Origin of the sequence: Hydrogenophaga sp. RAC07 (assembly GCF_001713375.1) — a bacterium.
Lineage (GTDB): Bacteria > Pseudomonadota > Gammaproteobacteria > Burkholderiales > Burkholderiaceae_C > Hydrogenophaga.
The window spans coordinates 3,942,777-3,967,763 of sequence record NZ_CP016449.1; the positions used below are offsets into that span (position 1 = coordinate 3,942,777).

The following is a 24,987-nucleotide window of genomic DNA, read 5'->3' on the forward strand; positions in this document are numbered from 1 at the left end:
GGTTTGTTCGAGCTCATTCCAGACCCTCCTCCACCAGTTCGGCCGCGCGCAACAAGGCCCGCGCCTTGTGTTCCGTCTCTCTCCATTCCATCTCGGGCACCGAATCGGCCACCACGCCGGCCGCGGCCTGCACGTACAGCGTCTGGTCCTTGATGATGCCGGTGCGGATCGCGATCGCCACGTCCATGTCGCCCGCATAGCTGAGGTAACCGCAGGCGCCGCCGTAGATGCCGCGCTTGGTCGGCTCCAGCTGGTCGATCAGCTCCATGGCGTGCACCTTGGGCGCGCCGGTGAGCGTGCCGGCCGGGAAGGTGGCTTTCAGCACGTCCATGCTGGTCATGCCGTCCACCAGCATGCCCTCGACGTTGCTCACGATGTGCATCACGTGGCTGTAGCGCTCCACCGCAAACGCCTCGGTCACCTGGACGGTGCCGATCTTCGCGATGCGACCGATGTCGTTGCGCGCCAGGTCGATCAGCATCACGTGTTCCGCGCGCTCCTTCGGGTCGTTGATCAGCTCGGTCTCGGTCGCCTTGTCCTGCTCGGGCGTGGCACCGCGCGGGCGGGTGCCGGCCAGCGGGCGGATCGTCACCTTGGTGCCCTCGGCCGTGTTCTCCTGGCGCACCAGAATCTCGGGCGACGCCCCCACCACGTGGAAATCCCCGAAGTGGTAGTAGTACATGTAGGGCGAGGGGTTGAGCGAGCGCAGGGCGCGGTACAGGCTCAGCGGCGACTCGGTGTAGCGCTTCTTGATGCGCTGGCCCACCTGCACCTGCATGAAGTCGCCGGCGGCGATCAACTCCTTGGCGCGGTCCACGGCCTTGAGGTAATCGGCCTTGGCGAAGTCGCGCTCGGCCGGGTAGCCCTGGCTGGGCTTGACGACCGGCGCGCTCACCGAGTACTTGAGTGCCTCGCGCAGTTCACGCAGGCGCTTCTTGCCGTTGGCGTAGGCCTCGGGCTGAGCCGGGTCGGCATAGACGATCAAATACAGCTTGCCCGAGAGGTTGTCGATCACCGCGAGCTCTTCGCATTGCAGCAAGAGGATGTCGGGGCAGCCCAGGGTGTCGGGCGGGCACGACTTTTCGAGCTTCTTCTCGATGTGGCGCACCGCGTCGTAGCCGAAGTAGCCGGCCAGGCCACCGCAGAAACGCGGCAGGCCCGGGCGCAGCGCGACCTTGAAGCGCTGCTGGTAGGCCGCGATGAAGTCCAGCGGGTTGCCGTGGTTCGTCTCCACCACCACCCCGTCGCGCACCACCTCGGTTTTGGCCTCGGCGCCGAAGCCGGTGGCGCGCAGCAGGGTGCGCGCGGGCAGGCCGATGAAGCTGTAGCGCCCGAAGCGCTCACCGCCCACCACCGATTCGAGCAAGAAGCTGTGCTTGCCGTCGCCGCGACCATGCGCGAGCTTGAGGTACAGCGAGAGCGGGGTTTCGAGATCCGCGAAGGCCTCGGCCATCAGCGGTATGCGGTTGAAGCCCTGCTGCGCCAGGCTCTTGAATTCCAGTTCCGTGATCATGTTCGTTCTTTCCATCGGCCACGCGTCGGGTCATCGACACTTCGGGCGGGGCGCTGGGTTCCATGCCATCCGGTCAGGGGTGCTGCCGGGCTTGGGTGGGGTGAGACAGCGGCGGGCCCGGGGCCCGGTGGTCGCTGTGCCAACCCCGGGGGGAGTGCACGTTTACGCTGGCTTGCGCCAGGGCCAGGCTCCCCGGCCGTTGCGGCTCGGCAGAACACCTGAAGGGGTTGTGCATGGGTTGAACATGGTGGCCGGAGTGTAGCAAAGGGGTTGTTGCGTGTCGTGGGTCACGCCGACATGCTTTGGTTTTACGGCTAAACCCTGTGAGGGCGGGGTCGACCCGCAGGGACAATCGGAAAAATAGAACGGCTGTTCTTTTTTTCCGACCCGGAGTCCCATGAAACACAAGCTCTTTTCCCCTTCCCTTGTGGGGTCGGTTGCCCTGTGCGCCGCCCTGCTCGTGCCGGCGCTCGGTCAGGCCGCCACGGTGGACCTCAGCGGCGTCAAACTCGAAGACCGCGTCACCGTGGCCGGACAGCCCCTGCTGCTCAATGGCGCGGGCATCCGCTACAAGGCGGTGTTCAAGGTCTACACCGCCGGCCTCTACCTTGGCCAGAAAGCCGAGACACCCGAAGCCGTGCTGACCGCCACCGGCCCGCGGCGCATGACCATCACCATGTTGCGCGACATCGATTCGGCCGAACTCGGCAAGCTGTTCTCGCGCGGCATGGAAGACAACATGGACCGCGCCGCCTTTTCCAAGCTCATCCCCGGCGTGCTGCGCATGAGCCAGGTGTTCAGCGACCACAAGAAGCTGGTCGCGGGCGACACCTTCCTGATCGACTGGGTCCCCGGCACCGGCACGGTGCTGACGATCAAGGGCAAGGTCGAAGGCGAGCCGTTCAAGGAACCCGAGTTCTTCAACGCGCTGATGCGCATCTGGCTGGGGCCCAAGCCGGCGGACTGGCAGCTGAAAGACGCTTTGCTGGGCAAAGCAAAACCCTGACAGTCAGGACACCCCAGGGGTCAGCTCGGCCAGCGATCCGATCAGCCGGTCGTGCGGCGCCTGCGCGATCGGATCGCCATGGTTGTACCCATAGGTCACCAGCACCACCGGGCAGCCCGCCGCGCGCGCGGCGATGCCGTCGTTCTGCGAGTCGCCCACCATCAGCGTGTTCGCTGGCGCGGTGCCCAGCGCCTCGCAGGTCTTGAGCAGCGGCAGCGGGTCGGGTTTGGTGCGCTCGAAGCTGTCGCCACCGAACACGTGTGCAAAAAAGCCCAGCAGGCCTTTGGCTTTCAGCAACTGCACGGCGAAGGCGTGGGGCTTGTTGGTCAGGCAGGCCAGCGGCAGGCCGCGCTCGCGCAGCGCCGTGAGACCTTCGATGACGCCGGGGTACACCGCGCTGTGCGCGCCGTTGATCGCGAGGTAGTTCGCCTGGTAGCGCGTCCAGGCATCGCCCTGCAACGCTGCTGCGTCATCGGCCTGCAACCCGCCGTGCAGCAGCGCTGATCGGATCAGGTGCGCCGAGCCCTTGCCCACCATGCGTTCGATGTCGGCGCGGGTGACGCCGGGTCGGCCCAGCGCCTTCAAGGTTTCGTTCAACGCAACATCGAAGTCGCCCAGGGTGTCGACCATCGTCCCGTCAAGATCGACGATCACCGCCCCCACGCTCCACCGCTGCGCGGGTCGCTGCCCCCCGAGGGGGCTGACCGGGCTTGGGAGCGGCACGGCGCCCGGTCTTGCTTCGGCAAAAAACATCACGCGAGCGCAGCCCGCATCTGGTCAATGACCGCCTTGTAATCCGGCTTGCCGAAGATCGCGCTGCCGGCCACAAAGGTGTCGGCGCCGGCGTCGGCCACGCGGCGGATGTTGTCGGGCTTGATGCCGCCGTCCACCTCCAGGCGGATGTCCCGTCCGCTGGCCTCGATGCGCTTGCGCGCGTCCTCGATCTTGCGCAGCGCGGAGTCGATGAAGCTCTGGCCGCCGAAGCCGGGGTTGACGCTCATGATCAGGATCAGGTCGATGTCGTCGATCAGCCAGTCCAGCACATCCAGCGGCTGGCCCGGGTTGAAGGTGAGGCCGGCCTTGGCGCCCTTGGCCTTGATGGCCTGCACGCTGCGGTGCACGTGGGCGCTCGCATCGGGGTGGAAACTCACCAGGTCGGCGCCGGCGTCGATGAAGGCGCCGGCCAGCGCGTCCACCGGCTGGATCATCAGGTGCACGTCGATCGGCACCGGGGTGCCATCGGGCTTTTTGGCGTGCGGCTTGAGCGCCTGGCAGACCATGGGCCCGAAGGTCAGGTTGGGCACGTAGTGGTTGTCCATCACGTCGAAGTGGATCCAGTCGGCACCGGCGGCGATGACGTTTTTCACCTCGTCGCCCAGGCGGGCGAAGTCGGCGGACAGGATGGATGGGGCGATGAACGCGGCGCTGGAGTTCTGGGACATGGGCAACCTGTGGTGAGAGGTGAATGGGTGGTCGGGTGCATTTTGTCAGGCCTCACGGCGCGGTGCATGCCCGGGGTAACATCCTCGCCATGCCCAAATACCTGTTCACCTGCGAGGTCGAACCCCAGTACCTCAGCGAGCAGTCTTCCCCCGAAGAAGACCAGTACGCCTTCGCCTACACCATCACCATCACCAACACCGGTGAGGCCACGGCGCAGCTGATCTCGCGGCACTGGATCATCGATGACGAGCAGGGTCACACCGAGCAGGTCAAGGGCCTGGGCGTGGTGGGTCACCAGCCGCTGCTGCGGCCGGGTGAATCGTTTCAGTACACCAGCGGCACCCGCCTGAAAACACCCACGGGCAGCATGCGTGGCAGCTTTTTCTGTGTGGCCGAAGACGGCGAGCGTTTCGAGGCCGTGGTGCCCGCGTTTGCCTTGCGCGCCAGCGGCGCGGGTGACACGCCATCGCGGGTGCTGCACTGAAGCGCGGCTCCTCGCCCATGGCCGTCACTGCCCTCATCGACGCCATCGACCCCGACGCGCCCCTGGCGCAACGCCACCTGTGGCTGATCGATGCCATGCGCTGGGTGCGCGGCGATGAAAAGGACGTGCAGGCCAGCGTGGCCCGCGTGCGCGAGTTTCTCGACAGCGTGCAATCCCATCCCGACCTGCAGCAGCGCTGGCGCCGCTGGTGGCAGCGTTTTGTGGAAACCGTGGACATCACGCCGCTGCTGGCCGACCACGGCTTTGCCCCGCGCACGGCCTTCCTGAGCGAGTTCGGCAACCGCCTGCGCAAGAAGGCGCTGCCCCACACGCCCGAAACCCACGACCTGGGCGAACTGTTCGATCTGCTGCTGCCCACGCGCTTTGACGTGCGCTGGCTGAAGGCACTGGACAGCGCCACCTTGCTGCGCCTGCGCGACCTGCTGATCGGCACCGGCACCGAACCCGGCGCCGACACGGCCGATTTCTGGCAGGTGGCGCTGATGGACGCCATGATTTCCTGCGTGAGCCAGGTCAGTGCGACCGGCTTTGCCTCCGAGATCCGGGTGCGCATGTCGCCCGAAGCCCAGGAACAGAAGCCGTTCCACCAGTTGCCCAGCGACCTGGAGTCGCTGCGCCGCGAGGTGCGCGTGCATGGCGCGCAAAGCCCCGAGGCATTGGCTGCAGCCACGCGGTTGCGCAACCAGCTCGACGCCTGCCGCCACGCGGCCTACTCGGTGTATTCGCACCTGGAAGAACACGGCGTGTCGGTGGGCATCGTGTTCCGACTGCGCCAGCTGCGCGAGCGCGTGGTGCGGGTGAAGGAGTTGCTGGATTGCCTGCAGTCCGACCAGCCCGAACGCGCCACCGTGGCCCTGCTGGCCGACCTCGCCCAGGTGGGGCTGGACAACCGCAGCATCCGCTCGCTCATCGCGGCCAGCTCGCACCTCACCGCCGCCAAGGTGGCCGAGCGCAGCGCCGAGAGCGGCGAGCACTACATCACCCGCAACGCCGCGGAATACAAGGACATGCTGGGCAAGGCGGCGGGCGGCGGCGCGATCATCGGCCTCACCACCTGGGTGAAGTTCGCGCTCTACGGCCTGGGTCTCTCCGCTTTCTGGAGCGGCTTTGCCGCGGGCATGAATTACGCTGCGTCGTTCGTGCTCATCATGCTGCTGCACCTCACGGTGGCCACCAAACAGCCGGCCGTCACCGCGCCGGCCATGGTGGCCAAGCTCAAGGACATCAAGGCGCCGGGTTCGGTCAAGCGTTTCGTGGATGAGGTGGCCAACCTGTTCCGTTCACAGGTGGCGGCGATCGTGGGCAACATCGGCCTGGTGGTCCCGGTGGTGCTGCTGATCAGCTCGGTGCTGGCGTTCACCACCGGTAGCGCCATGGTGGACGAAGAAAAAGCGCATCACACGCTGGAGAGCATCAGCCTGCTCGGCCCCACGCTGCTGTTTGCGGCGTTCACCGGCGTGCTGCTGTTTGCTTCCAGCATCGTGGCGGGCTGGGTCGAAAACTGGTTTGTCTTCCACAAGCTGCACTCGGCCATGGAGCACAACCCACGCTTCACCAGCGTGCTCGGCCGCCAGCGCGCCGCGCGCTGGGCCAACTTCACCCGCACCAACATCTCGGGCCTGGCCGCCAACATCTCGCTGGGTTTCATGCTCGGCCTCACACCCGCCTTCCTGCAGTTCTTCGGCATCGGCCTGGATGTGCGCCACGTGACCCTGTCGGCCGGTCAGATGGCTGCGGCGGCGTTTGCGCTGGGGCTGGACGTGTTGCGCGAGCCCGCCTTCTGGTGGGCAGCGGCCGGTGTGATGGCCGTGGGCCCGATCAACCTGGGCGTGAGTTTCTACCTTGCGTTCCGTCTCGCCCTGCAGGCGCAGAACATCAGCGAGGTGAACCGCAAGCTGATCCGCGCCGCGATCAGGCAGCGCATTGTGCTGGCACCGCTGAGTTTCCTGCTGCCCCCGAGCGACCCGCGTCCTGCCGACGCTTCCACCGAACAGCCCCATGGGTGAATTCGAACTCATCCGGCGCCACTTCCAGCGCGCCGGCCAGGTGGCCCGGCCCTCGGTGGCCCTGGGCATCGGCGACGACTGCGCCCTGCTGAAGCCGCAACCGGGTTGCCAGCTCGCGGTGTCCACCGACATGCTGGTCGAGGGCCGGCATTTCTTCGAGGGTGTCGACCCCGAGGCCCTGGGCCACAAGGCGCTCGCGGTGAACCTGAGCGACCTCGCCGCCATGGGCGCGCGCCCGCTCGGTTTCACGCTCGCCCTGGCCCTGCCCCAGGCCGACGAAGCCTGGCTCGCCGCGTTCGCACGCGGGCTGTTTGCGCTGGCCGATGCCCACGCCTGCCCGCTGGTGGGCGGGGACACCACGCGCGGCCCGCTCAACATCTGCATCACCGTGATGGGCGAGGTGCGCCCCGGCTTGGCCATGCAGCGCAGCCAGGCGCAGGTGGGCGATGACCTCTACCTCACCGGGCGCACCGGCGAAGCGCGGCTGGCGCTGGAGTTGATGCAGGGCACCGACTGGGCCACCCAGGCCTGCGGGGCCCAGGCGCTGACCCAGCACCCCGAATTGCGTCGGCGGCTGGAGCGCCCCACGCCGCGGCTGGAACTGGCGACCTTGCTCGCCGTGCTGGGCAACGCGGTGCACGCGGCCATCGATGTGAGCGACGGCCTGGCCGGCGACCTGGGCCACATCCTGGCGGCCAGTGGCGTGGGCGCCGAAGTCGCGCTCGGCCAGTTGCCCACCGCTCCCGCGCTGGCCCTGCTGCCCGAAGCCCGGCGCATCGACTGCCTTCTCAACGGCGGCGACGACTACGAGCTTCTGTTCACCGTTGCGCCCATCGCCCGCGCCGCCGTGGAAGCCGCGGCCCAGGCCAGCCACACGCCCTTGCAGCGCATCGGCCGCATCAGCGCCGCGCCCGGCTTGCGCGTGCTGGACGCCTCGGGCCACGCGGTGGCGGTGTCAGCGCGCGGCTTCGACCACTTCGCCTGACACCGGTTCTTTGCCGGCGCCGAGCAGCGCGCCCACGATCTGCGCCACGCGCTTCTGCTCCAGCCGCCCGGCCTCCACCCACACCACACGCCCCGCCGGCGCCAAGGCCAGATCGGCCAGCGCGGTGCCACGGTCGGTGCTCGCGTCGAACAAGAGCACCACACGCTGCAGGTGCGCCGCGGTGGCGAGCACGCCGAGTTCGTGGCGGCAGCCCTGGTTGCGCGCCTGAAAGCCGCGCAGGTCCATCAGCACCACGTCGGCCTGCGCCACCAGCGCGGCCAGGGCCTGCTGCCAGGTGCTGTCGAAGCAATAACACTCGTTGACGCGGTAGCGGCCGTCGGGGTCGGGCGCGAGGTCGAAGTCGCGCAGGCGCTCGGCCACCTGCGCCTCGTTGGCCACAAACCGGTCGGCCAGGCGCCCGTTGAGGAAGGTGAACACGTCGTCCGGGTCGATGGTGCGGCTGAGCAGGTCGGTGCCGGCGATCAGCACCGTGTTGCCCGAGTGGCGCCAGCGCTCCACCACCCGGTCGAACAAGGTCTGCACACCCGCGTCCTGCTGGAACACGCGCAGCACCAGCAGCGTGGGCGGTGCGCCGCGCGGCGCCAGCCAGCCGCGCAGGCCCCAGGCCGCCAGCGGAATCCACAACCAGGGGAGGAACTGGGTGAGCGCGATCCAGCCCACGCCCTGCAGCGCCGGCAAGGCCGAGGCAGCCAGCACCACCAGCCAGTAGGCTGCGAGCAGGTACCAGAGGTCGGAGAAACGCTTGGCCCGGTAGGCGCGAGCCAGCGCACGGGCGATGGCCCAGGCCGGCCAGGCGAGCAGCACCCACGGAGACAGCGCCATCAGCACGATGGCGGGCCAGGCCCCCACGGCACCCACCAACCAGATCACCCACGCGGGCGGGTCCTGCACGCCGCTCACCATCACCTGCAGCGCAAGCACCGACGAGGCCGCCAGCAGCATGAAGATGGGCAACAGGTACGGCGCCACCGCACGGATGCGGCCGCTGGCACCGATCACCAGCGTGACCACCACCGGCAACAGCACCAGCCCCCCCAGCCAGCCCAACGAGGTGGCCAAAGGCTGCGGCGACACGGAGCGCCACAGCGTGAGCGCCAGCATGGCCAGCAAATAGAGCCCGATGGCGCCCAGCGTGCGCAGCCACGACCAGCGCCGCACCAGCCCCCAGGTCAGCGCCATGGGCCAGGCGTAGACCACGCCCAGCGTGAGCGCGCGGCCCACGCTGAGCAGTTCGGCGCCGTAGACAAAGAGCAGCGCCAGCACCGACTGGGTGATGCCGATCAACAGGCTCAGCGCGCTCACGGCGAACAGATAGCGCCCGCTGGCGCGCCGGTTGGCGGCGGGGTCCAGCGGGGCGGCGGGCCTGGCCTGCGCGGGCACCCGGTTGCCGGCGACGGCCTGCGCCGGATCGGGCGGTGGTGACCGTTTCATGAGGGCCAGCATGCGGCGCCGGTACAGGCCGGAGACCACCCACGAGGCCGCCCCCGTGAGCAGCACGCCCAGCACCATGGCGGTGAGGATGGCACCCGAGTTCATCTCCATGCGGCCCCCTTGTTTGGTCCGCGCCAGTATCTCGCCGGCGTCACGGCCCAGCAAGTGCGCACACCCATAATTCGTCCATGTTGTCGACCGCCCCCGCCCCCCTGGCCCGCCCGACCTGGGCCTTCCTGCTGTCCCACCCGGCCCACTTCATTGCGCTCGGCGCAGGCGCGGGCCTGAGCCGTTTTGCGCCCGGCACCGTGGGCACCCTGTGGGCCTGGGCTGCGTTCCTGCTGCTGCAGCCACTGATGTCGGCGCCCGCCTGGGGGCTGCTGATCCTGACCACCACGCTGGTCGGCTGGTGGGCCTGCACCGTGACCGCACAACACATGCGCGTGGCCGACTCGGGCCACATCGTGTGGGACGAGGTGGTGGCCTTCTGGCTGGTGCTGTGGTTGATCGCGCCAGCGGGCATCGGGGCGCAGCTGGCGGCGTTTGTGCTGTTCCGGTTTTTCGACGCGGTGAAGTTCGGCCCCATGGCCTGGGCCGACAAGACCTTCAAAGGTTTCGGGCCGCGCGGCGGCTTCGGCATCCTGCTCGACGATTTCGCCGCCGCGCTCTGCACATTGCTGGTGATCGCACTCTGGAGGTTTTGATGAACACGCCCGAACTGGTGCTTGAGCTTGCGCGCGAGCTCAAGGCTCGAGGACTCATGATGGCGACGGCCGAGAGCTGCACCGGTGGGCTGATCGCGGGCGCGTGCACCGATGTGAGCGGGTCCAGCGACTGGTTCGAACGCGGTTTCGTCACCTACTCCAACGCCGCCAAAACCGAGCTGCTGAAAGTGCCCGCCGACCTGATCCGCCAGCACGGTGCGGTGAGCGAACCGGTGGCGCGCGCGATGGCCTCGGGCGCACTCGCCCACTCGCCCGCGCAACTCGCGGTGGCCGTGACCGGCGTGGCAGGCCCCACCGGCGGCAGTGTGGACAAACCGGTGGGCACGGTGTGGTTCGGCTGGGCCACACCGGCGGGCAGCTTCACCGAACACCAGCGCTTCGACGGCGACCGCGCCGCCGTGCGTGCCGCCACCGTGCGGCACGCACTGGCCGGGCTGCTGCAACGCCTGCCCTGAGAGCACGCGATGGAACCGTTCAAGAACCTGATCAACGCCACCACCGTGTCCAGCGCAGGCCAGCACCTGCAACGCGCCTGGAGCGACTTCGACCGCCCGCGCTTTGAAGCGCTCGCCAACCACGGCCTGGACGCGCTCGAACTCAAGGCGCGCATGCTGCAACTGGCGGACGCGATGCGCGCCACGCTGCCCGGCGATTTCAACGCCGCCTGCAGCGTGCTGGAAGCCAGCCTGGCGCCACCGCTGCCGCTGGACGCGCGGGGCGAGCCCGAGGGCCTCACCTCCGCACAGGCCAGCACCGGGCTGGCCGGCTGGGTGATCTGGTCCATGGGCGAGTTTGTGGCGCGCCACGGCCAGCACGACGTGCCGCGCTCACTGGTCTGCCTGCACGCGCTCACGCAACGCTCCACCGCCGAGTTCGCGATCCGCCCATTCATCCAGCAGCAGCCGCAGGCCGTGTGGCCCGTGCTCGCGCGCTGGGCCAACGACCCGAGCGCGCACGTGCGCCGCCTGGTCAGCGAAGGCAGCCGCCCCCGCCTGCCCTGGGGCCTGCGTCTGCAGGCCCTGGTGGCCGACCCCACCCCCGCGCTGCCGCTGCTGCGCGCCTTGCAGGACGACACCAGCAGCTATGTGCGGCGCAGCGTGGCCAACCACCTCAACGACATTGCCAAAGACCACCCGGATCTGGTGGCCGACTGGGTGAAGGACCACCTCATCCAGGCCACGCCCGAGCGCAGCACGCTCTTGCGCCACGCGAGCCGCAGCCTCATCAAACAGGGCCATGCGCCCACGCTCGCGGCCTGGGGTCTGGCCAGCGGATTGACGGGGCGGGCCACGCTCAGCCTCTCGGCGGCACAGGCGGCGGTGGGCGACGCCATCGGTTTGCGCGTGACGCTGCAATCCACCGCGCGCCAGCCCCAGCCGCTGGAGATCGACTACGCGGTGCAGCACGTGCGCGCCAACGGCAGCAGCTCACCCAAGGTGTTCAAGGGATGGAAGCTCTCGCTGGCAGCCGGCGAAGAACGCGCGCTGGACAAACGCCACAGCCTCAAACCCGTGACCACGCGCACGCTCTACCCGGGAATGCACCGCATCGAGTTGCTGGTGAACGGGCTGGCGCTGGCCGAAGCCACGTTCGACCTCAAGCCTTGAGGATGTGCGCATCGAGCCCACGCCGCGGCGAGGGCCCGATGGCCGGCGCGTAGCCCAGCCGCGCCCACATCTGCACCGTGAATCGCGGCGCGGGTGCCTCCACCAACTGGTGGATCGCCGCATAGGTGCCGGCCTGTTCGGGGTACTCCTGCAAGGCCTGCGACAGCGGCTGCATGGACAGCCCCGCCGCCGTGGCCGCGAGTTGGGCACGCACGTAGGCGCGGCCCGACTGCACCTGGGTGACGCGGTCGTTGCCCTCGGTCACCAGCCAGAAGAACGCGGGCGTGGCGGCAATGTTGGCGTTGAAGTCCTTGATCTGCATGGTCGTCGATGCATCGTCGGGGGCGGGTGCCTTGCTGCGGTCGAACAAACCCACCGCCGCCAAGGCGCGCACCATCGGGTCGTTGAGCGAAATGCCGTCGCGGTGCTGCGCGATTTCGGCCGGGCCCACGCGCAACACCTGGATGGACTCCATCACCGTGCGCGGCGTCACCAGCTCGATGCGCCAGGCCTCCATGGCGATGCGGCGGTGCTGCTGCATCAGGTCGGCCTGGGCGGTCCCCACAAAACCCGCACGCACCGCGTGCGGCTGCACGCTGGCCCCGATGGCCTGCAAGGCCGACGCGTCGGGCTCGCGGGCTTCATAGGCTTCGCGGTGGGTGCGACGGCGAAACACCTGGGCAAACAAGGGATCGGGCTGCACCGACGCGTCCGGCACCAGGCGGATGCGCGCCGTGGGCCGCGCGTCCACCGTGGTCGGCGGGAACACACCTTGCGGGAACAATGAGATCTCGGCGCGCAGACCCTTCTGCTTCGCGGCGAGGTCGAGCAGCTCCAGGAACGTGCCCTGGCTCATCATCATCTGGCGCGAGAACGGGTCGGTCTCGGGCAGCAGGCGGCTGCGGTCGAGGAAGAGCGTGATCTCCTCGGGCACGCTCAGGTCCACCAGCCACGACTGCAGGTTGTGCGAGTGCGGTGCGAGGATGGCGTGGGCCAGGATCCAGCGGCGCGCATCGGGCTCGTTGCCCGGGCCGTTCCAGGCGGCGATGGCTTCGGGAGGCAGCGCGCTGCTGCAGCCCGCCACGGTGGTGGCGGTGGCGGCGGCAATGACGCCACCACCCACGGTGCGAAGGAAAATTCGGCGGTCCATGTGATGGCTCCTGTTTCAGTCGTTCAAGCGGTTGCGCGCAGCGCCGGGGACGTCGGCACCGACAGCAGGTGCAGGTCGCTCAAGGTGGCCTGCAGCGCGGTGGGCCACGGGGTGTGGGGCTCGGTGCCGATCAGCGAACGCAGGCGGCGGTTGTCCAGCTGGTGGGGCTGCGTCCACAGGTAGCGCAGGGCCGACAGCGCGCCCCAGCCGGGCATCACCGTGCCCAGCGCATGAATCAGCGGCCAGGGCAGACCGCCCACCCGCAGCGGCCGATCGGCCTGCAGCCAGCCCTGTTGCCGCGCCAGCGGCTCCAGCGCACGCACCCAGTCGGCGCCGGTGAGGGTGTGGCCGCTGAAATGCAACGACTCGAACGCGGGCATCGAATGCCGGACCTGGGCCAGCGCCACAAAGGTGCGCGCCAGATCGGGCAGGTAGGCCCAGGGCGTGGCCACGTCCATCGGACCCGGAAACACCAGCTTGCCGCGGTGGATGCCGGTGAGCATCGCGCGGTCCAGCCAGGTGCCCGATCCCTGGCCATAGAAGTTGCCGGCGCGCACCACCACTGCGCGCAGTTCGCCGCGCTGGGTGGCCGCTTCCAGCCGCGCTTCCATGGCGGCGCGGATGCGGCCCATCGCCATGCTGGGTCGCTCGGGCGCGCCTTCGAGCAACACCGCCGGCATGCTCTGGCCGAAGTTGTAGACGTTGCCCGGCAGCATCAGCGTGGCCCCCAGGGCTTGGGCCACCCGCATGCCGGCTTGCAGCAATGGCCAGGCCTCGCGCTCCCAGGCCGGGCGGGTGTACTGCTTCGGGTTGAGGGCGTGGACGACCACCGTGGCACCTCCCGCCTGACGCACCTGGTCCACCAGCGTCTGAACAGCGCCGGGTGTGTCCAGCGGCAGGGGCAACCACTGCACTCCCGTCACCTGCGGTGCCTGCGCACCGGGGCGCATCTGGGCCAGCACGCGCCAGCCGCCGCGCGCAAAGGCCTGCACCGCAGCCAGACCGAACCGGCCCCGGCCCCCCAGGACCAGCACGGTGCCCGAGGGAAGAAGAGAAGGAGATGTGTTCATGAAGAACTCCTGTGGGCACCGACCACCGGCACCATGGAACGCATTGTGGAAATGTCTCGCCCCATACACAATTGCCTGAAACCAAACACCAGCCATGCACAAATGCATACCGGCCACTTCAACTGGGCATTGATTCCCTCGTTCCTCGCGGCGCTGGACCGGGGGAGCCTCATGGCCGCCGCCCGCGCGCTCGACACCAGCCAGCCCACCGTGGGCCGGCACATCGGCGAACTGGAAGCGCAGCTTGGGGTGGTGCTGTTCGAACGCACTGGCCGCGGCCTGGTGCCCACCGCGCACGCCCACCGCCTGGCCGAAGCGGCGCGCAGCATGTCGGGCGCGGCCGACCAGCTGGCGCGCCAGGCCTCGGGAGCGCAGGCCGACACACGCGGCACGGTGCGCATCAGCGCAAGCCAACCGGTCACCTGCGTGCTGTTGCCTCCGCTCCTGCAACAGATGCGCGTGCTGCACCCCGACATCCAGATCGAGCTGGTGTCCAGCAACGCGGTGAGCAACCTGCTGCAGCGCGAAGCCGACATCGCGCTGCGCATGGTGCGGCCCGACCAGAGTTCGCTGGTGGCCAAACGCGTGGGGCAGGTGGTGATCGGCACCTTTGCGCACCGCGACTACCTGCGCCGGCGCGGCACGCCGCGCGTGCCCACCGACCTGCTGGCCCACGACCTGGTGGGCAACGACCGCAACACCGACATCCTGCGCGGCTTCGCTGCCATGGGCTTCCCTTTGCAGCGCGAGGATTTCGCCGTGCGCACCGACGACCTCAACGCCTACCAGGCCGCTGTGAACGCGGGACTGGGCGTGGGTTTTCTCGCGCGCTATGTGGCGCGACACAACCCCGAGCTGGTGCCGCTGCTGCCCATGCTGGACATTCCACCGCTGCCCATGTGGCTGGCGGTGCACCGGGAAATTCGCAGCAACCCCCGCATCCGCCGGGTCTGGGACTTTCTGGCGACCGCGATGCCGCAGGCACTGGCCTGAACACGCACGCGCCGCACCTACACTCGACGACCAGGAGACACCACATGAGCGCTGACTGGTTCAACGGTTTCGAGTTTCAACAGATCCCGACCCAGGGCGCCCACGCCGCCGTGCGCGTGGGCGGCCGGCTCGACGGACCTGCGCTGGTGCTGCTGCACGGTTTTCCGCAAACCCACGTGATGTGGCATCGCGTGGCGCGCGAGCTGGCGCCCCACTTCAAACTGGTGCTGCCCGACCTGCGCGGCTATGGCGATTCGTCGCACGCGCCTGGCGAGAACGACCACAGCACATACAGCAAACGCGCGATGGCGCAGGACGTGGTCGACGTGGTGGATGCGCTGGGCATCTCCACCTTCTTTCTGTGCGGCCACGACCGCGGTGGCCGCGTGGCGCACCGGCTCGCGGTGGACCACCCGGCACGCGTGCGCAAGCTCTGCGTGATCGACATTGCCCCCACGCTGGACATGTACGCGCGCACCGACATGGCGTTTGCCCGCGCCTACTACCACTGGTTCCACCTGATCCAGCCCGCGCCCTTGCCCGAACTCATGATCGGCGGCAATGCGCTGGCCTATCTGCACGCCAAGCTCGGCGGGTGGGGCTCGGCACAGGGCACCACGCGCCTGCCGCACATCGAACCGCAGGCGTTGGCCGAGTACGAGCGCTGCTTCTGCCGCACCGAGGCGATTCGCAGCGCCTGCGAGGACTACCGCGCCAGCGCCGGCATCGACCTCGATCACGACCGCGAGAGCCGCGAGCGCGGACAACGCATCGCCTGCGACACGCAGGTGCTGTGGGGGGCGCGCGGCGTGGTGCAGAAGTTCTTCGATCCCCTCGCGCTCTGGCAAGCCCAGTGCGCAGGCACCGTGAGCGGCGAGGCCATGGCGGCCGGCCATTTCATTCCCGAGGAACTGCCCGGGGCCACCGCCGCAGCACTGCGCAGCTTCATGACCACCACCGCCTAAAGGACCCCCATGCTCACCGTCCACCACCTCAACAACTCGCGCTCGCAGCGCGTGCTCTGGCTGCTCGAAGAGTTGGGCGTGCCCTACCAGATCGAGCGCTACGAACGCGACCGCAAGACCATGCTGGCGCCGCCCGCACTCAAGAAGGTCCACCCGCTGGGCAAGTCGCCGGTGGTCACCGACGGGCAGACCACGCTGGCCGAGTCGGGCGCGATCATCGAGTACCTGGTGGAGCGTTACGGCGAGGGCAAGTTTTCACCCGAACCCGGCACGCCGTCGTTTCTGCGCTACCGCTACTGGCTGCACTACGCCGAAGGCTCGCTGATGCCGCCGCTGCTGATGAAGCTGGTGTTCGACGAGGTGGAGAAAGCCCCGCTGCTGGTGCGCCCGATCGCCAAGGCGATCTCGGCCACGGTGCACAAGCGCTTCATCACCCCCAACCTCACGCAGCATCTGGATTTTCTGGAAGGCGAACTCGCCACGTCGAACTGGTTCGCCGGCCGCTCGTTCAGCGCGGCCGATGTGCAGATGAGTTTTCCGGTGGAAGCCGCTGTGGCCCGCGCGGGGCTGGACGAGAGCCGCCCCAAGCTCATGGACTGGCTGCGCCGCATCCACGCCCGGCCTGCTTACCAGCGTGCGCTGGTGCAGGGTGGGCCGTTTGAATTGAAGTGACTTCGTTGTGCCAGTTCAGGCACCGTGGCACTTCTTGTATTTTTTTCCGCTGCCACACGGGCACGGATCGTTGCGCCCCGGTGTCTCCGCCTTGCGGATCGGCTCCACGCGCGGCCCCAGGCTGCGCCCGATCTGGGCCAGGTCGTACACCGCCCAGATCGCCGCGCCGAACGCGTTGAGGCGCTCGTCGCTCACGCTCGGCGGGCCGTCTTCGGCGTGCATGTTCACCGTGGGTTGGCCGGTGTCGTCCTTGGTCAGGGCCACCAGGTGGTCCAGCGCTTCGTCGATCCAGGTGGCGGTGTCCTTGTCGCGCGGCGGCTCCCAGTCTTCGGGCCAGTTTTCCACCACGAACATGAAGCCCAGCGCCCACACCTGCGCGTAGGCCGGCAGCTCCTGGTCCTTGAACTCGGCGCGTTCGGCCTCGGGCAAGGCGGCCACCGCGCCGCGCACGTCCATCAACTCGGGGTGGTAACTGCGCTCGTCTTCCAGCGTGTCCACCGGCGCGGCCAATGAAGCGGACACCTCGGCGCTGCGCCGCGCCCACAGCGCCATGAATTGTTCGTACTGCGCGGTGTTGGCGAAGTGTGTGCCATCTTCCTGCGGAGCGGTGGGCAGCGCACCGGTGCCCAGCAGCATGGGCAACCACTCGGCCGGCTCCACCGGGCGGCGCGTGCACAGCAGCGCAGCCATGGCGCCTTCGCAGAACTCCCACTGGGGCACGTCTTCACCGCGCGTGCGCAGGTCGTCCAGGATGGCGTCGAGGGCGTCGTAGTCTTCGTTGTCCAGCGCGCCGGCGGGGTCGGGCGACGTGTTCAGGGGGGTGTTCATGGAGGTCTTGGGGCCTGCAGAGGCCCGGGTTTTATGATGGGTTGAAGTGTATTCCGCACCCTCTGACGAAAGCCCGCATGCTCGAACGCCTCAACGCCCTCTATCCCGTGCGCTACACCGCGCTGGGCCTGTGTGTGGTGCTGGCGTTGCTGAGTCTGTTCACGCTGATCGCTTTCGGCATCGGCGGCTTCTGGTTCCTGGTGTTCACCGGTCTGTCGGTGCTCGGTGTGTACGACCTGCGGCAGACCAAAAGTTCGGTGCTGCGCAACTACCCCGTCATCGGCCACCTGCGCTTCATGCTGGAGAAAATCCGCCCCGAGATCCGCCAGTACTTTCTGGAGAGCGACAACGAGGCCACACCCTTCTCGCGCAGCCAGCGCAGTCTGGCCTACGCGCGCGCCAAGGGCGAGACCGACAAGCGCCCCTTCGGCACGCAGGTGGACCAGAACGCCACCGGTCACGAATGGCTCAACCACTCGATGGCGCCCAGCCTGCTCGCCTCGCACGATTTCCGTCTCACCATCGGTGGGCCGGGTTGCACGCAGCCCTATGAGGCCAGCGTCTTCAACATCTCGGCCATGAGCTTCGGCGCACTCTCGGCCAACGCGATCCAGGCGCTGAATGCCGGCGCCAAACGCGGCGGCTTTGCGCACGACACCGGCGAAGGCTCGATCTCCGCTTACCACCGGCTGCACGGCGGCGACCTGATCTGGGAGATCGGTTCGGGCTACTTCGGTTGCCGCGACGAGAACGGCCACTTCAGCCCCGAGCGCTTCCAGGCCAACGCCATGGACCCGCAGGTGAAGATGGTCGAGATCAAGCTCAGCCAGGGCGCCAAACCCGGGCACGGCGGTGTGTTGCCGGGGCCCAAGGTCACGCCCGAGATTGCGGCCGCGCGCGGCGTGATCGTGGGCCAGGACTGCGTCTCACCCGCCGCGCACAGCGCGTTCGCCACGCCCATCGAACTGATGCATTTCATCGTGCGCCTGCGCGAACTCTCCGGCGGCAAACCGGTGGGCTTCAAGCTGTGCATCGGCCATCCGTGGGAGTGGTTCGCCATCGTCAAGGCCATGCTGGAAACCGGCATCACACCCGACTTCATCGTGGTCGACGGCGCCGAGGGCGGCACGGGCGCGGCACCGCTGGAGTTCACCGACCACGTGGGCGCACCGCTGCAGGAAGGCCTGCGCCTGGTGCATAACACGCTGGTGGGCGTGAACCTGCGCGACCGCATCAAGATCGGTTGTGCCGGCAAGGTGATCAGCGCGTTCGACATCGTGCGGGCCATGGCCATCGGCGCCGACTGGTGCAACAGCGCGCGCGGCTTCATGTTTGCGCTGGGCTGCATCCAGGCCCAGAGCTGTCACACCGGCCAATGCCCCACCGGCGTGACCACGCAGGACCCGGTGCGCCAGCAGGCGCTGGTGGTGCCCGACAAGGCCGAGCGCGTGTTCCAGTTCCACCAGCGCACGCTCATGGCCCTGCAGGAACTCATCCAGGCCGCCGGCCTGCAACACCCGGCCGAGATCACCGCCCACCACCTGGTGCGCCGCGTGAACCAGAACGAAGTGCGCCTGCTCGCCAACCTGCTGCCCGAGACCCTGCCTGGCGCCCTGTTGCACGACCTCACCGGTCAGCACGCGGTGTTCACCACGTATTGGCCGCAGGCGCATGCTGACCGGTTCGGGTTGGCTTGAGCGTCAGGTGGGTCGACTGAGCAACCGGATCACGACGGCGAACAACAGCCACCACACCAACAGCCAGAACAGGGAGAGCAATGCCCAGCCCAGGAGGGAAGGCCCAGGCCAGCCGCCCGACTCTGCGGCTCCAAACACCGGCAAACCGAGACCTTGAAGCAGCATGAGCGGCACGTAAATCGACACCGCGATGGCAGGGGCAAGCGCTTGCGGTAACCGATCGCCCAGCGCTATGTAGCCGGCGTGCGCAAGGGCTGGTGCGAGAAAGGCCACTGAGCGCCAAGTGAACATGCGGTTTTTCGTCCAAATCCCGCTTCAAACGCGTGAACCGTCTTCCAGAAACCGCTCTTCGCGCACGAACACACCCTGCGCATCAAAGTGCTTGCGGCGCAGCAGCACGCCGCGCTCGCCGTGTTCGTCTTCCACCGCCAGCACGCCCGATTCGGTGAAGTATTTCTGCCAACCCCGCAGGCGGCCGTTGCGCTCCACGTTCACTGCGGCGGGCAGGCCGCTGTCCCAGAAGCTCTCGGTGGTGCGTTCCTGGTTGCGGCCATCGCGGCGGATCTGCTGGCGGACTTTCTGTTTGCCGTTCAGGTACCACTGCTGGATGCGCTGCTCGTAGCCGTCGGCCCACGTGGTTGCCTGCGTGAGTTGGCCGCTCTCGGCCCACTCGCGCGACACGCCTTCACGGCCTTCGCGGCTGTTGGGATCGCGCTCGATGAAATCGGCCTCCGAGCGCTGCTGACCTGAGGGGTAGAACACGCGCTTGATGCGCCTACCGTCCTTGAGTTCTTCATTGCGCACCAGCCGGCCTTCGCGGTCGAGCACGGTCTGGCGCCGCATCTGGCCCTGCAGGTAGCTCACCGTACCGGCGACCTGACTGTCTGCGCGGTGGAGCGTGACCTCGCTGGCGCGGCCCGCGTGGCCACACACTTCGCGGTCTTGCGGCACCAGCGTCACGGCAGCGCAGCGCAGCTCGGTCAGGCGGCCGTCGGCAAGATAGCCGATGGTGAGCACGGTGCGCCGGCCGGCGGCGAAGTGCAGTTCCTGCAAATGACCGGCTTCGGCAAAGTGTTTCTGCACGCCCACGGCGCTGCCGTCTTCGAAGTTTTCCTCTTTGCGCAGCGTGCCTTTGCCATCGAAGGTGCGCGCCACGCCGTCGCGGTTGCCGCGTTCGTTGACGCTGTACTCGCGCCGCTCGCCGTCGGCCAGCACCATGAGCACCGGACCCACGTATTTGCCGCCGCGCAACGTCTGGTCGAGCCGGCGCACCTGGCCACTGTCGTCGGTGCAGCGCATCACGCCGCTCTTGCCGGCGGTGGTGTGGCCGTTGGCGCGGCTCACGCTTTCGCCGTTGAGTTCGCAACTCTGCACCGCCCAGGCGTTCGCACAGAACACCGCACCCAGGGCCAACAAGGGCCAGCGCATTTCAATCCACATGGCTCGGACTCCACTCGCGACACACATGCACTCCGACGCGCGCCAGCCGCTTGGCCATGCAGAGCACCGCGTCGTCCTTGCTCACCAGTGTGGCGCGGTGGGCCGCCGCGAGATCAATGAACTTCTGGTCGTCGGGGTCTTTGCAGGTGTAGGCCGCCTTGGGCGCTTCGGCCACGAGGCGGGTGCAGCGGTCGAAGGCGTCGAGCACCGCCTGCGCTGGGCGGGTCTGTGCGGTCAGGCGGCGTGCGATCTGCGGGTAGGCCAGCACACGCACGAGTTCTTCGCGCATGGCGGTGGTGGCGATCCATTGGCCCCCGGCCAGGGCCGCGCGCAGCGACTCGGTGGCCGGGTCTTCAAAGACGAAGAGGTCGAGCGCGATGTTGGTGTCGAGCACCAGCGCTTCGGTGGTGTCCGGCACCTCGGCCACGTTCAGTCCTCGGCGTCGGGCTCGGGCCGCGGCCTGCGTGCGGTCAAGTCAAAGCGGAACAGGCGGCATTCGATCGGGCCGTTCCACAGCGGCACGCGGCGCGACTCCTTGAAGCGCATCTTGCCGGGCAGCTTGAGGTCGGGTGTGAGCAGCCAGGCGGTCCAGCCGGCGTAGTGGCTTTTCCAGTGGGCGGCGAGCTGGTTGAAGAAGTCGCTGCCGTCGCCACCGTCGGGCATCTGCGCACTCTCGCGCCCCAGGCCGGGCGCGGGCGGAGCCGCCTTGCCGACCGTGAAGGTGCGCGGCTCGCGCGGCGCCGCGCGCTGGGCTCGTGCGCTGGCGCGGTCTTCCGAGCTCTGGCCCGCCACACCGGCGGCGGCGATGCGCTCGCCGTAGGGCGGGTTGAGCAGCATCACGCCGGGCTTGTCGCTCGGCGGCATGCGCTGCAGGGCGTCACCGCCGCGCAGCTCGATGGCGTGCGCCACGCCCGCGCGTTCGGCGTTGCGCTGCGCGAAGTCGACCATGCGGAAGGACACGTCGCTGCCGAAGACGATGGGCGGATGGCCTTCGGGCCAGTCGCGTTGCTGGCGCTCGGCCTCATCCAGGATGGGTTGCCACACGTGCGGCTGGAAGGGCAGCAGTTTCTCGAACGCGAAGCGGCGCAAGTAGCCAGGCGGGATGTTGAGCGCGATCTGCGCGGCCTCGATCACCACGGTGCCGCTGCCGCAGCAGGGGTCGTACAGCGGCACGATCTCGTCCAGCGGCTGGTCGGCGCAGGCGTCCCAGCCGGTGGCCGCGATCATGGCCGCGGCCAGGGTTTCCTTCAGCGGCGCGTCGCCCTTGTCCTCGCGCCAGCCGCGCTTGAACAGCGGTTCGCCCGAGGTGTCGATGTACAGGCTCACCGTCTCGGTCGTCAGGTGCACGTAGATGCGCACGTCGGGCCAGGTGGTGTTCACGCTGGGGCGCTCGCCGCGCTTTTCGCGGAAGCGGTCGCAGATCGCGTCCTTCACCTTGAGCGCGGCGAAGTTCAGAGACGTCAGCGGGCTGTGCTGCGCCGTGATCTCGACCTTGATGGTCTGCGCCGGTGTGAACCAGATCTCCCACGCCACCTCGCTGGCCGCGTGGTAAAGGTCTTGTTCGCTGCGGTAGCCGCCGTGCCAGAGCTGCACCAGCACGCGCTGCGTGAGGCGGCTGTGCAGGTTCAGCCGCATGGTGTCGCGCCATGACGCATTCAGTGCCACGCCGCCACGCGCCTTGTGCGGCGCGTCCACACCGGTGATGCGCTTGACCTCGGTGGCGAGCATGTCCTCCACGCCGGCGGCGCAGGGCAGGAAAACTTGAAGTTGATTCATAGAAGGGCGTTTCGCCGCCGGGCCGCCCCAAGGCGAAACAGCCCCCTCGGGGGGCAGCGACCCGCGAAGCGGCGGAGCGTGGGGGCCATGTTCAAAGCGATTTTCTAAGGTTCGCGGGGGCGATCCGCAAGGCTTCGCGGTACTTGGCCACCGTGCGGCGCGCGCACTCGATGCCCTGCTCGCGCAGCAGGTCGGAGAGCTGGTTGTCCGACAGAGGCTTGGCCGCTTCTTCGGCGGCGATGAACTGTTTGAGCAGCGCACGCACGGCCGTGCTCGACGCGTTGCCGCCCGTTTCGGTGCCCAGCGACGAGCCGAAGAAGTACTTCAGTTCGTAGGTGCCGAACGGCGTGGACATGTATTTGGCGGTGGTCACGCGGCTGATGGTGGACTCGTGCAGGCCGAGTTCGTCGGCGATCTCGCGCAGCACCAGCGGGCGCATGGCGAGTTCGCCGTGCATGAAGAAATTGCGCTGGCGCTCCACGATGGCGCTGGAGACGCGCAGGATGGTGTCGAAGCGCTGCTGGATGTTCTTGATGAACCAGCGCGCCTCCTGCAGGCGCTGCTGCATGGCGGCGTGGCCGGCCTCACCGCCGTTGTCGCGACCGCCACGGTTCTGGCGCATGGCGCTGGCGTAGGCATCGTGCACGCGCAGGCGCGGCATGACCTCGGGGTTGAGCAGGACCTTGAAGCCCCGACCGGCACGCGTCACCAAGACATCGGGCACGACCACGTTGCGCTCCACGTCGACGAAGCGGCGGCCCGGCTTGGGCTCCAGCCGCGCGATGAGGCCGAGCGCGCCGCGCACGGTTTCGTCGTCCAGGCCGCACAGGTTGCACAGTCGCTTCACATCACGCTTGGCCACCAGCTCCATGGACTGGCCACAAATGGCCAGGGCCGCGCGGGCTTCGGGCGTGTTGCGCATCTCCAGGATCTGCAGCCGCAGGCATTCGGCGAGGTTGCGCGCGCCCACGCCGGCGGGCTCCATGTGCTGCAGCAGTTGCAGGGCCATGGCCAGGCGCTGCTCCAGCGCCTCGCGTTCTTCCAGACCCTCGTTGGGGTCGTCGGTGGCCATCCGGCCCGACAGTGCCTGCCAGGCCGCGGCCAGTTCGGCCAGGCTGTCTTCGATGTAACCGTCGTCGCTGAGCGACTCGATCAGGAAATACAGCGCGGCGCGGTCCTCTTCCGACAGGCGCAGGCAGCGCGCCTGGTCGTGCAGAAAGTCCTGCAGGCTGATGTGGGCGCGGGCCAGGTCGGCCGCACTCGCCGTGTCGTCGTCGCCCGACGCATTGTTGTTGCGCGCGGGGGCATCGCCGCCCCACTCGCTGTCGTCGGGCGCCATCTCCACCGTGCCGTCGCCCTCCCAGCTTTCTTCCACCGGCGTGGCGCCGTCGAGCTTGCCTTCGATGGCATCACTTTCGCCGGTGTCGCTGCTCGTGCTGCTGCTGGATTCGGTGCCGGAGAGCATGGGGCCGGGCGCCTCGGGCATGTCGGGCGCGATCGCCGCTTCGGCGATCTGCTCGCCCGCGCTGACCGGCACATCGGTCTGCTCCAGCCCGAAAGTTTCGCGGTCGGCGGCGTCTTCGGAGCGCTCCAGGAACGGGTTCTCGTCGAGCATCTGCTCGACCTCCTGCGCCATCTCCAGCGTGGAGAGTTGCAGCAGGCGGATGGATTGCTGCAACTGGGGCGTGAGCGCCAGGTGCTGCGAAACCCTGAGTGACAGGCCTTGTTTCACAGGCCCTACATCCTGAAGTGTTCGCCGAGATAAACGCGGCGCACGTCGGCGTTTTCCACGATCTCGGCCGGCGTGCCGCTGGTGAGCACATGACCGTCGTTGATGATGTACGCACGGTCACAGATGCCCAGGGTCTCGCGCACGTTGTGGTCGGTGATGAGCACGCCGATGCCGCGCGACTTGAGGAAGCCGATGATGCGCTGGATCTCGATCACCGCGATCGGGTCGATGCCGGCGAAGGGTTCGTCGAGCAGGATGAAACGCGGGTTGGTGGCCAGCGCCCGGGCAATCTCGACCCGGCGGCGCTCACCGCCGGACAAGGCCGGCGCGGGCGACTCGCGCAGGTGGTCCACATGCAGGTCTTTGAGCAGTTCGTCGAGCCGGGCCTCGATGGCGGCCTTGCTCAGGGTTTTGCCGGCTTCGTCTTCCTGCAGTTCCAGCACGGCGCGCACGTTGTCGGCTACGTTGAGCTTTCGGAAGATCGACGCCTCCTGCGGCAGATACCCCAGGCCCAGGCGCGCGCGGCGGTGGATGGGCAGGTCCTGGATGGCCTGGCCGTCGAGCAGGATCTGCCCCGCGTCCGAGCGCAGCAGGCCGACCAACATATAGAAAGAGGTGGTCTTGCCCGCGCCGTTGGGGCCGAGCAGGCCGACGACTTCACCTTTGAAGACCGCGAGCGACACGTCCTTGACGACCTTGCGGCTGCCGTAGGCCTTCTGCAGGCCCTGGGCCTCCAGGCGGCTGATCTCGGGCACCGGCGCGGCGCGCTTGTCCGGGCCCAGGGCCTTGGCCGATGGCATCGCTGTCACTTCTGGCCCTCACCGAGCTGGTTGCTGGGGCGCAGGTTGGCCGGTGGCGCCGGCGTGGGGGCGGGCGCGCCCTCTTTGGGCACGGGCGTGAGCATGGCGCGCACGCGGCCCGTGGGGTTGCTGGCGGTGCGGTTGGCCACACCACCGTCCACCGTGAACACGTCGGTCGTGTTGTTGTAGACGATCACGTTGCCCGTGGTTTCGTCGTTGAGCTGGGTGCCCTTGAAGCGTTTGAGCACGGCCTCGCCCACAAAACGCACGGTGTCGGCCTGGCTGTCGTATTCGATGCGCTGGGCCGTTCCTTCGATGAACTCGTCCACCCCGTCGCGCTTCTGGCGGAAGAAGCCGGGGCTGCCGTTGACGATGCCGAACTGGTTGCCCTGCGCGTCCTGGCGCACCTCGACCTTGGCACCACGGATGACGATGGTGCCCTTGGTGATGATCACGTTGCCGGTGAAGATGCTGGTCTGGCGCGCATCGTCGTAACGCAGCGCGTCGGCTTCGGCGTTCAGCGGCAGGTTGCGGTCGGCCTTTTCGGCCTGCGCCGTTGCGGCAAACAACAGGCCCGCCACAAGGCAGCCGGTCAGAAGCAAGGGATGGCGAAGGCGCATGG

The 24,987-nt window shown here is 68.3% G+C and carries 25 protein-coding genes; 11 read left to right on the plus strand and 14 right to left on the minus strand.

The features are described from left to right. Positions 1 to 13 precede the first annotated feature (13 nt). A complete protein-coding gene (gene trpE, locus BSY239_RS18340; protein WP_069048056.1) occupies positions 14 to 1,513 on the minus strand; it encodes an anthranilate synthase component I in 1,500 nt (499 codons plus the stop codon). Between the two features lie 397 nt (positions 1,514 to 1,910). Between trpE and BSY239_RS18345 the strand changes: the two genes are divergently transcribed. Continuing rightward, on the plus strand, positions 1,911 to 2,519 hold the full coding sequence (locus tag BSY239_RS18345) for a chalcone isomerase family protein (protein WP_069048057.1): 609 nt from the start codon (positions 1,911 to 1,913) through the stop codon (positions 2,517 to 2,519). 3 nt (positions 2,520 to 2,522) lie between these two features. Here the strand turns inward: BSY239_RS18345 and BSY239_RS18350 are convergent, their stop codons facing one another. After that, positions 2,523 to 3,149, minus strand: coding sequence for an HAD-IA family hydrolase (locus BSY239_RS18350; RefSeq protein WP_236944101.1), 627 nt, complete (start codon positions 3,147 to 3,149; stop codon positions 2,523 to 2,525). A 122-nt stretch (positions 3,150 to 3,271) separates the two neighbouring features. Next, positions 3,272 to 3,961 carry a ribulose-phosphate 3-epimerase gene (gene rpe / locus BSY239_RS18355; protein ID WP_069048059.1) on the minus strand — a complete coding sequence of 230 codons (690 nt, stop codon included), beginning with the start codon at positions 3,959 to 3,961 and terminating at the stop codon, positions 3,272 to 3,274. Positions 3,962 to 4,050: 89 nt separating this feature from the next. Here rpe and apaG point away from each other — a divergent pair, with 89 nt between their 5' ends. Genes apaG through thiL form a run of 3 tightly spaced genes read left to right on the plus strand, consistent with a single transcriptional unit; the run spans position 4,051 to position 7,458 of the window. After that, positions 4,051 to 4,446, plus strand: a complete 396-nt coding sequence (gene apaG, locus BSY239_RS18360; RefSeq protein WP_069048060.1) for a Co2+/Mg2+ efflux protein ApaG — start codon at positions 4,051 to 4,053, stop codon at positions 4,444 to 4,446. A 17-nt stretch (positions 4,447 to 4,463) separates the two neighbouring features. Continuing rightward, complete coding sequence (locus tag BSY239_RS18365) at positions 4,464 to 6,473, plus strand: site-specific recombinase (RefSeq protein WP_069048061.1); 2,010 nt, start codon at positions 4,464 to 4,466, stop codon at positions 6,471 to 6,473. Then, positions 6,466 to 7,458: a thiamine-phosphate kinase gene (gene thiL, locus BSY239_RS18370; protein WP_069048062.1), complete on the plus strand. Its 993-nt coding sequence runs from the start codon at positions 6,466 to 6,468 to the stop codon at positions 7,456 to 7,458. Before BSY239_RS18365 ends, thiL begins: the two co-directional genes overlap by 8 nt. Here thiL and BSY239_RS18375 read toward each other — a convergent pair. Next, on the minus strand, positions 7,429 to 9,021 hold the full coding sequence (locus BSY239_RS18375) for a hypothetical protein (protein WP_156775529.1): 1,593 nt from the start codon (positions 9,019 to 9,021) through the stop codon (positions 7,429 to 7,431). The genes thiL and BSY239_RS18375 overlap by 30 nt on opposite strands. Positions 9,022 to 9,098: 77 nt before the next feature. On the opposite strand from BSY239_RS18375, the gene BSY239_RS18380 reads away from it, so the two are divergent. From BSY239_RS18380 to BSY239_RS18390, 3 genes are read left to right on the plus strand one after another with little or no spacing between them, the layout of a single operon-like run. Next, entirely contained in the window at positions 9,099 to 9,614 is a 516-nt protein-coding gene (locus tag BSY239_RS18380; protein WP_083240065.1) for a phosphatidylglycerophosphatase A family protein, read from the plus strand. Beyond that, positions 9,614 to 10,090 (plus strand): CinA family protein, encoded by a 477-nt coding sequence (locus BSY239_RS18385; protein ID WP_069048064.1) that lies wholly within the window; start codon positions 9,614 to 9,616, stop codon positions 10,088 to 10,090. The genes BSY239_RS18380 and BSY239_RS18385 overlap by 1 nt, the downstream gene beginning before the upstream one ends. Positions 10,091 to 10,099: 9 nt before the next feature. Then, entirely contained in the window at positions 10,100 to 11,242 is a 1,143-nt protein-coding gene (locus BSY239_RS18390; protein ID WP_069048065.1) for a DNA alkylation repair protein, read from the plus strand. Here the strand turns inward: BSY239_RS18390 and BSY239_RS18395 are convergent. Both BSY239_RS18395 and BSY239_RS18400 read right to left on the minus strand, forming a co-directional pair. Next, positions 11,232 to 12,392, minus strand: a complete 1,161-nt coding sequence (locus tag BSY239_RS18395; RefSeq protein WP_069048066.1) for an Acg family FMN-binding oxidoreductase — start codon at positions 12,390 to 12,392, stop codon at positions 11,232 to 11,234. The genes BSY239_RS18390 and BSY239_RS18395 overlap by 11 nt on opposite strands. Positions 12,393 to 12,415: 23 nt before the next feature. Beyond that, entirely contained in the window at positions 12,416 to 13,462 is a 1,047-nt protein-coding gene (locus tag BSY239_RS18400) for an NAD-dependent epimerase/dehydratase family protein (RefSeq protein WP_069048067.1), read from the minus strand. 102 nt (positions 13,463 to 13,564) lie between these two features. Here BSY239_RS18400 and BSY239_RS18405 point away from each other — a divergent pair, with 102 nt between their 5' ends. Genes BSY239_RS18405 through BSY239_RS18415 form a run of 3 tightly spaced genes read left to right on the plus strand, consistent with a single transcriptional unit; the run spans position 13,565 to position 16,092 of the window. Then, positions 13,565 to 14,455: a LysR family transcriptional regulator gene (locus BSY239_RS18405; protein ID WP_069048068.1), complete on the plus strand. Its 891-nt coding sequence runs from the start codon at positions 13,565 to 13,567 to the stop codon at positions 14,453 to 14,455. A 44-nt stretch (positions 14,456 to 14,499) separates the two neighbouring features. Next, positions 14,500 to 15,420 (plus strand): alpha/beta fold hydrolase, encoded by a 921-nt coding sequence (locus BSY239_RS18410; protein WP_069048069.1) that lies wholly within the window; start codon positions 14,500 to 14,502, stop codon positions 15,418 to 15,420. A 9-nt stretch (positions 15,421 to 15,429) separates the two neighbouring features. Then, positions 15,430 to 16,092, plus strand: coding sequence for a glutathione S-transferase family protein (locus BSY239_RS18415; RefSeq protein ID WP_069048070.1), 663 nt, complete (start codon positions 15,430 to 15,432; stop codon positions 16,090 to 16,092). Between the two features lie 15 nt (positions 16,093 to 16,107). Here BSY239_RS18415 and BSY239_RS18420 read toward each other — a convergent pair whose 3' ends face one another. After that, positions 16,108 to 16,920 (minus strand): YecA/YgfB family protein, encoded by an 813-nt coding sequence (locus tag BSY239_RS18420; RefSeq protein ID WP_069048071.1) that lies wholly within the window; start codon positions 16,918 to 16,920, stop codon positions 16,108 to 16,110. Positions 16,921 to 16,997: 77 nt separating this feature from the next. Here BSY239_RS18420 and BSY239_RS18425 point away from each other — a divergent pair, with 77 nt between their 5' ends. Then, positions 16,998 to 18,617, plus strand: coding sequence for an FMN-binding glutamate synthase family protein (locus tag BSY239_RS18425; RefSeq protein WP_069048072.1), 1,620 nt, complete (start codon positions 16,998 to 17,000; stop codon positions 18,615 to 18,617). A gap of 3 nt (positions 18,618 to 18,620) precedes the next feature. Here the strand turns inward: BSY239_RS18425 and BSY239_RS18430 are convergent, their stop codons facing one another. From BSY239_RS18430 to lptA, 7 genes are all read right to left on the minus strand, one after another. Further along, positions 18,621 to 18,908, minus strand: coding sequence for a hypothetical protein (locus tag BSY239_RS18430; RefSeq protein WP_069048073.1), 288 nt, complete (start codon positions 18,906 to 18,908; stop codon positions 18,621 to 18,623). A 24-nt stretch (positions 18,909 to 18,932) separates the two neighbouring features. Then, the gene (locus BSY239_RS18435; RefSeq protein WP_156775530.1) at positions 18,933 to 20,057 is read right to left on the minus strand and encodes a toxin-antitoxin system YwqK family antitoxin; all 1,125 of its coding nucleotides are present in this window, start codon (positions 20,055 to 20,057) and stop codon (positions 18,933 to 18,935) included. Continuing rightward, positions 20,047 to 20,484, minus strand: a complete 438-nt coding sequence (locus BSY239_RS18440) for a PIN domain-containing protein (protein ID WP_236944102.1) — start codon at positions 20,482 to 20,484, stop codon at positions 20,047 to 20,049. The genes BSY239_RS18435 and BSY239_RS18440 overlap by 11 nt, the downstream gene beginning before the upstream one ends. Before the next feature lie 2 nt (positions 20,485 to 20,486). Beyond that, positions 20,487 to 21,833, minus strand: coding sequence for a THUMP domain-containing class I SAM-dependent RNA methyltransferase (locus tag BSY239_RS18445; protein WP_069048075.1), 1,347 nt, complete (start codon positions 21,831 to 21,833; stop codon positions 20,487 to 20,489). Between the two features lie 91 nt (positions 21,834 to 21,924). Beyond that, positions 21,925 to 23,565, minus strand: a complete 1,641-nt coding sequence (gene rpoN / locus BSY239_RS18450; RefSeq protein ID WP_069048076.1) for an RNA polymerase factor sigma-54 — start codon at positions 23,563 to 23,565, stop codon at positions 21,925 to 21,927. A 5-nt stretch (positions 23,566 to 23,570) separates the two neighbouring features. Then, on the minus strand, positions 23,571 to 24,365 hold the full coding sequence (lptB, locus tag BSY239_RS18455; protein WP_069048077.1) for an LPS export ABC transporter ATP-binding protein: 795 nt from the start codon (positions 24,363 to 24,365) through the stop codon (positions 23,571 to 23,573). Between the two features lie 5 nt (positions 24,366 to 24,370). Beyond that, complete coding sequence (gene lptA, locus BSY239_RS18460; RefSeq protein WP_069048078.1) at positions 24,371 to 24,985, minus strand: lipopolysaccharide transport periplasmic protein LptA; 615 nt, start codon at positions 24,983 to 24,985, stop codon at positions 24,371 to 24,373. Positions 24,986 to 24,987 lie beyond the last annotated feature (2 nt).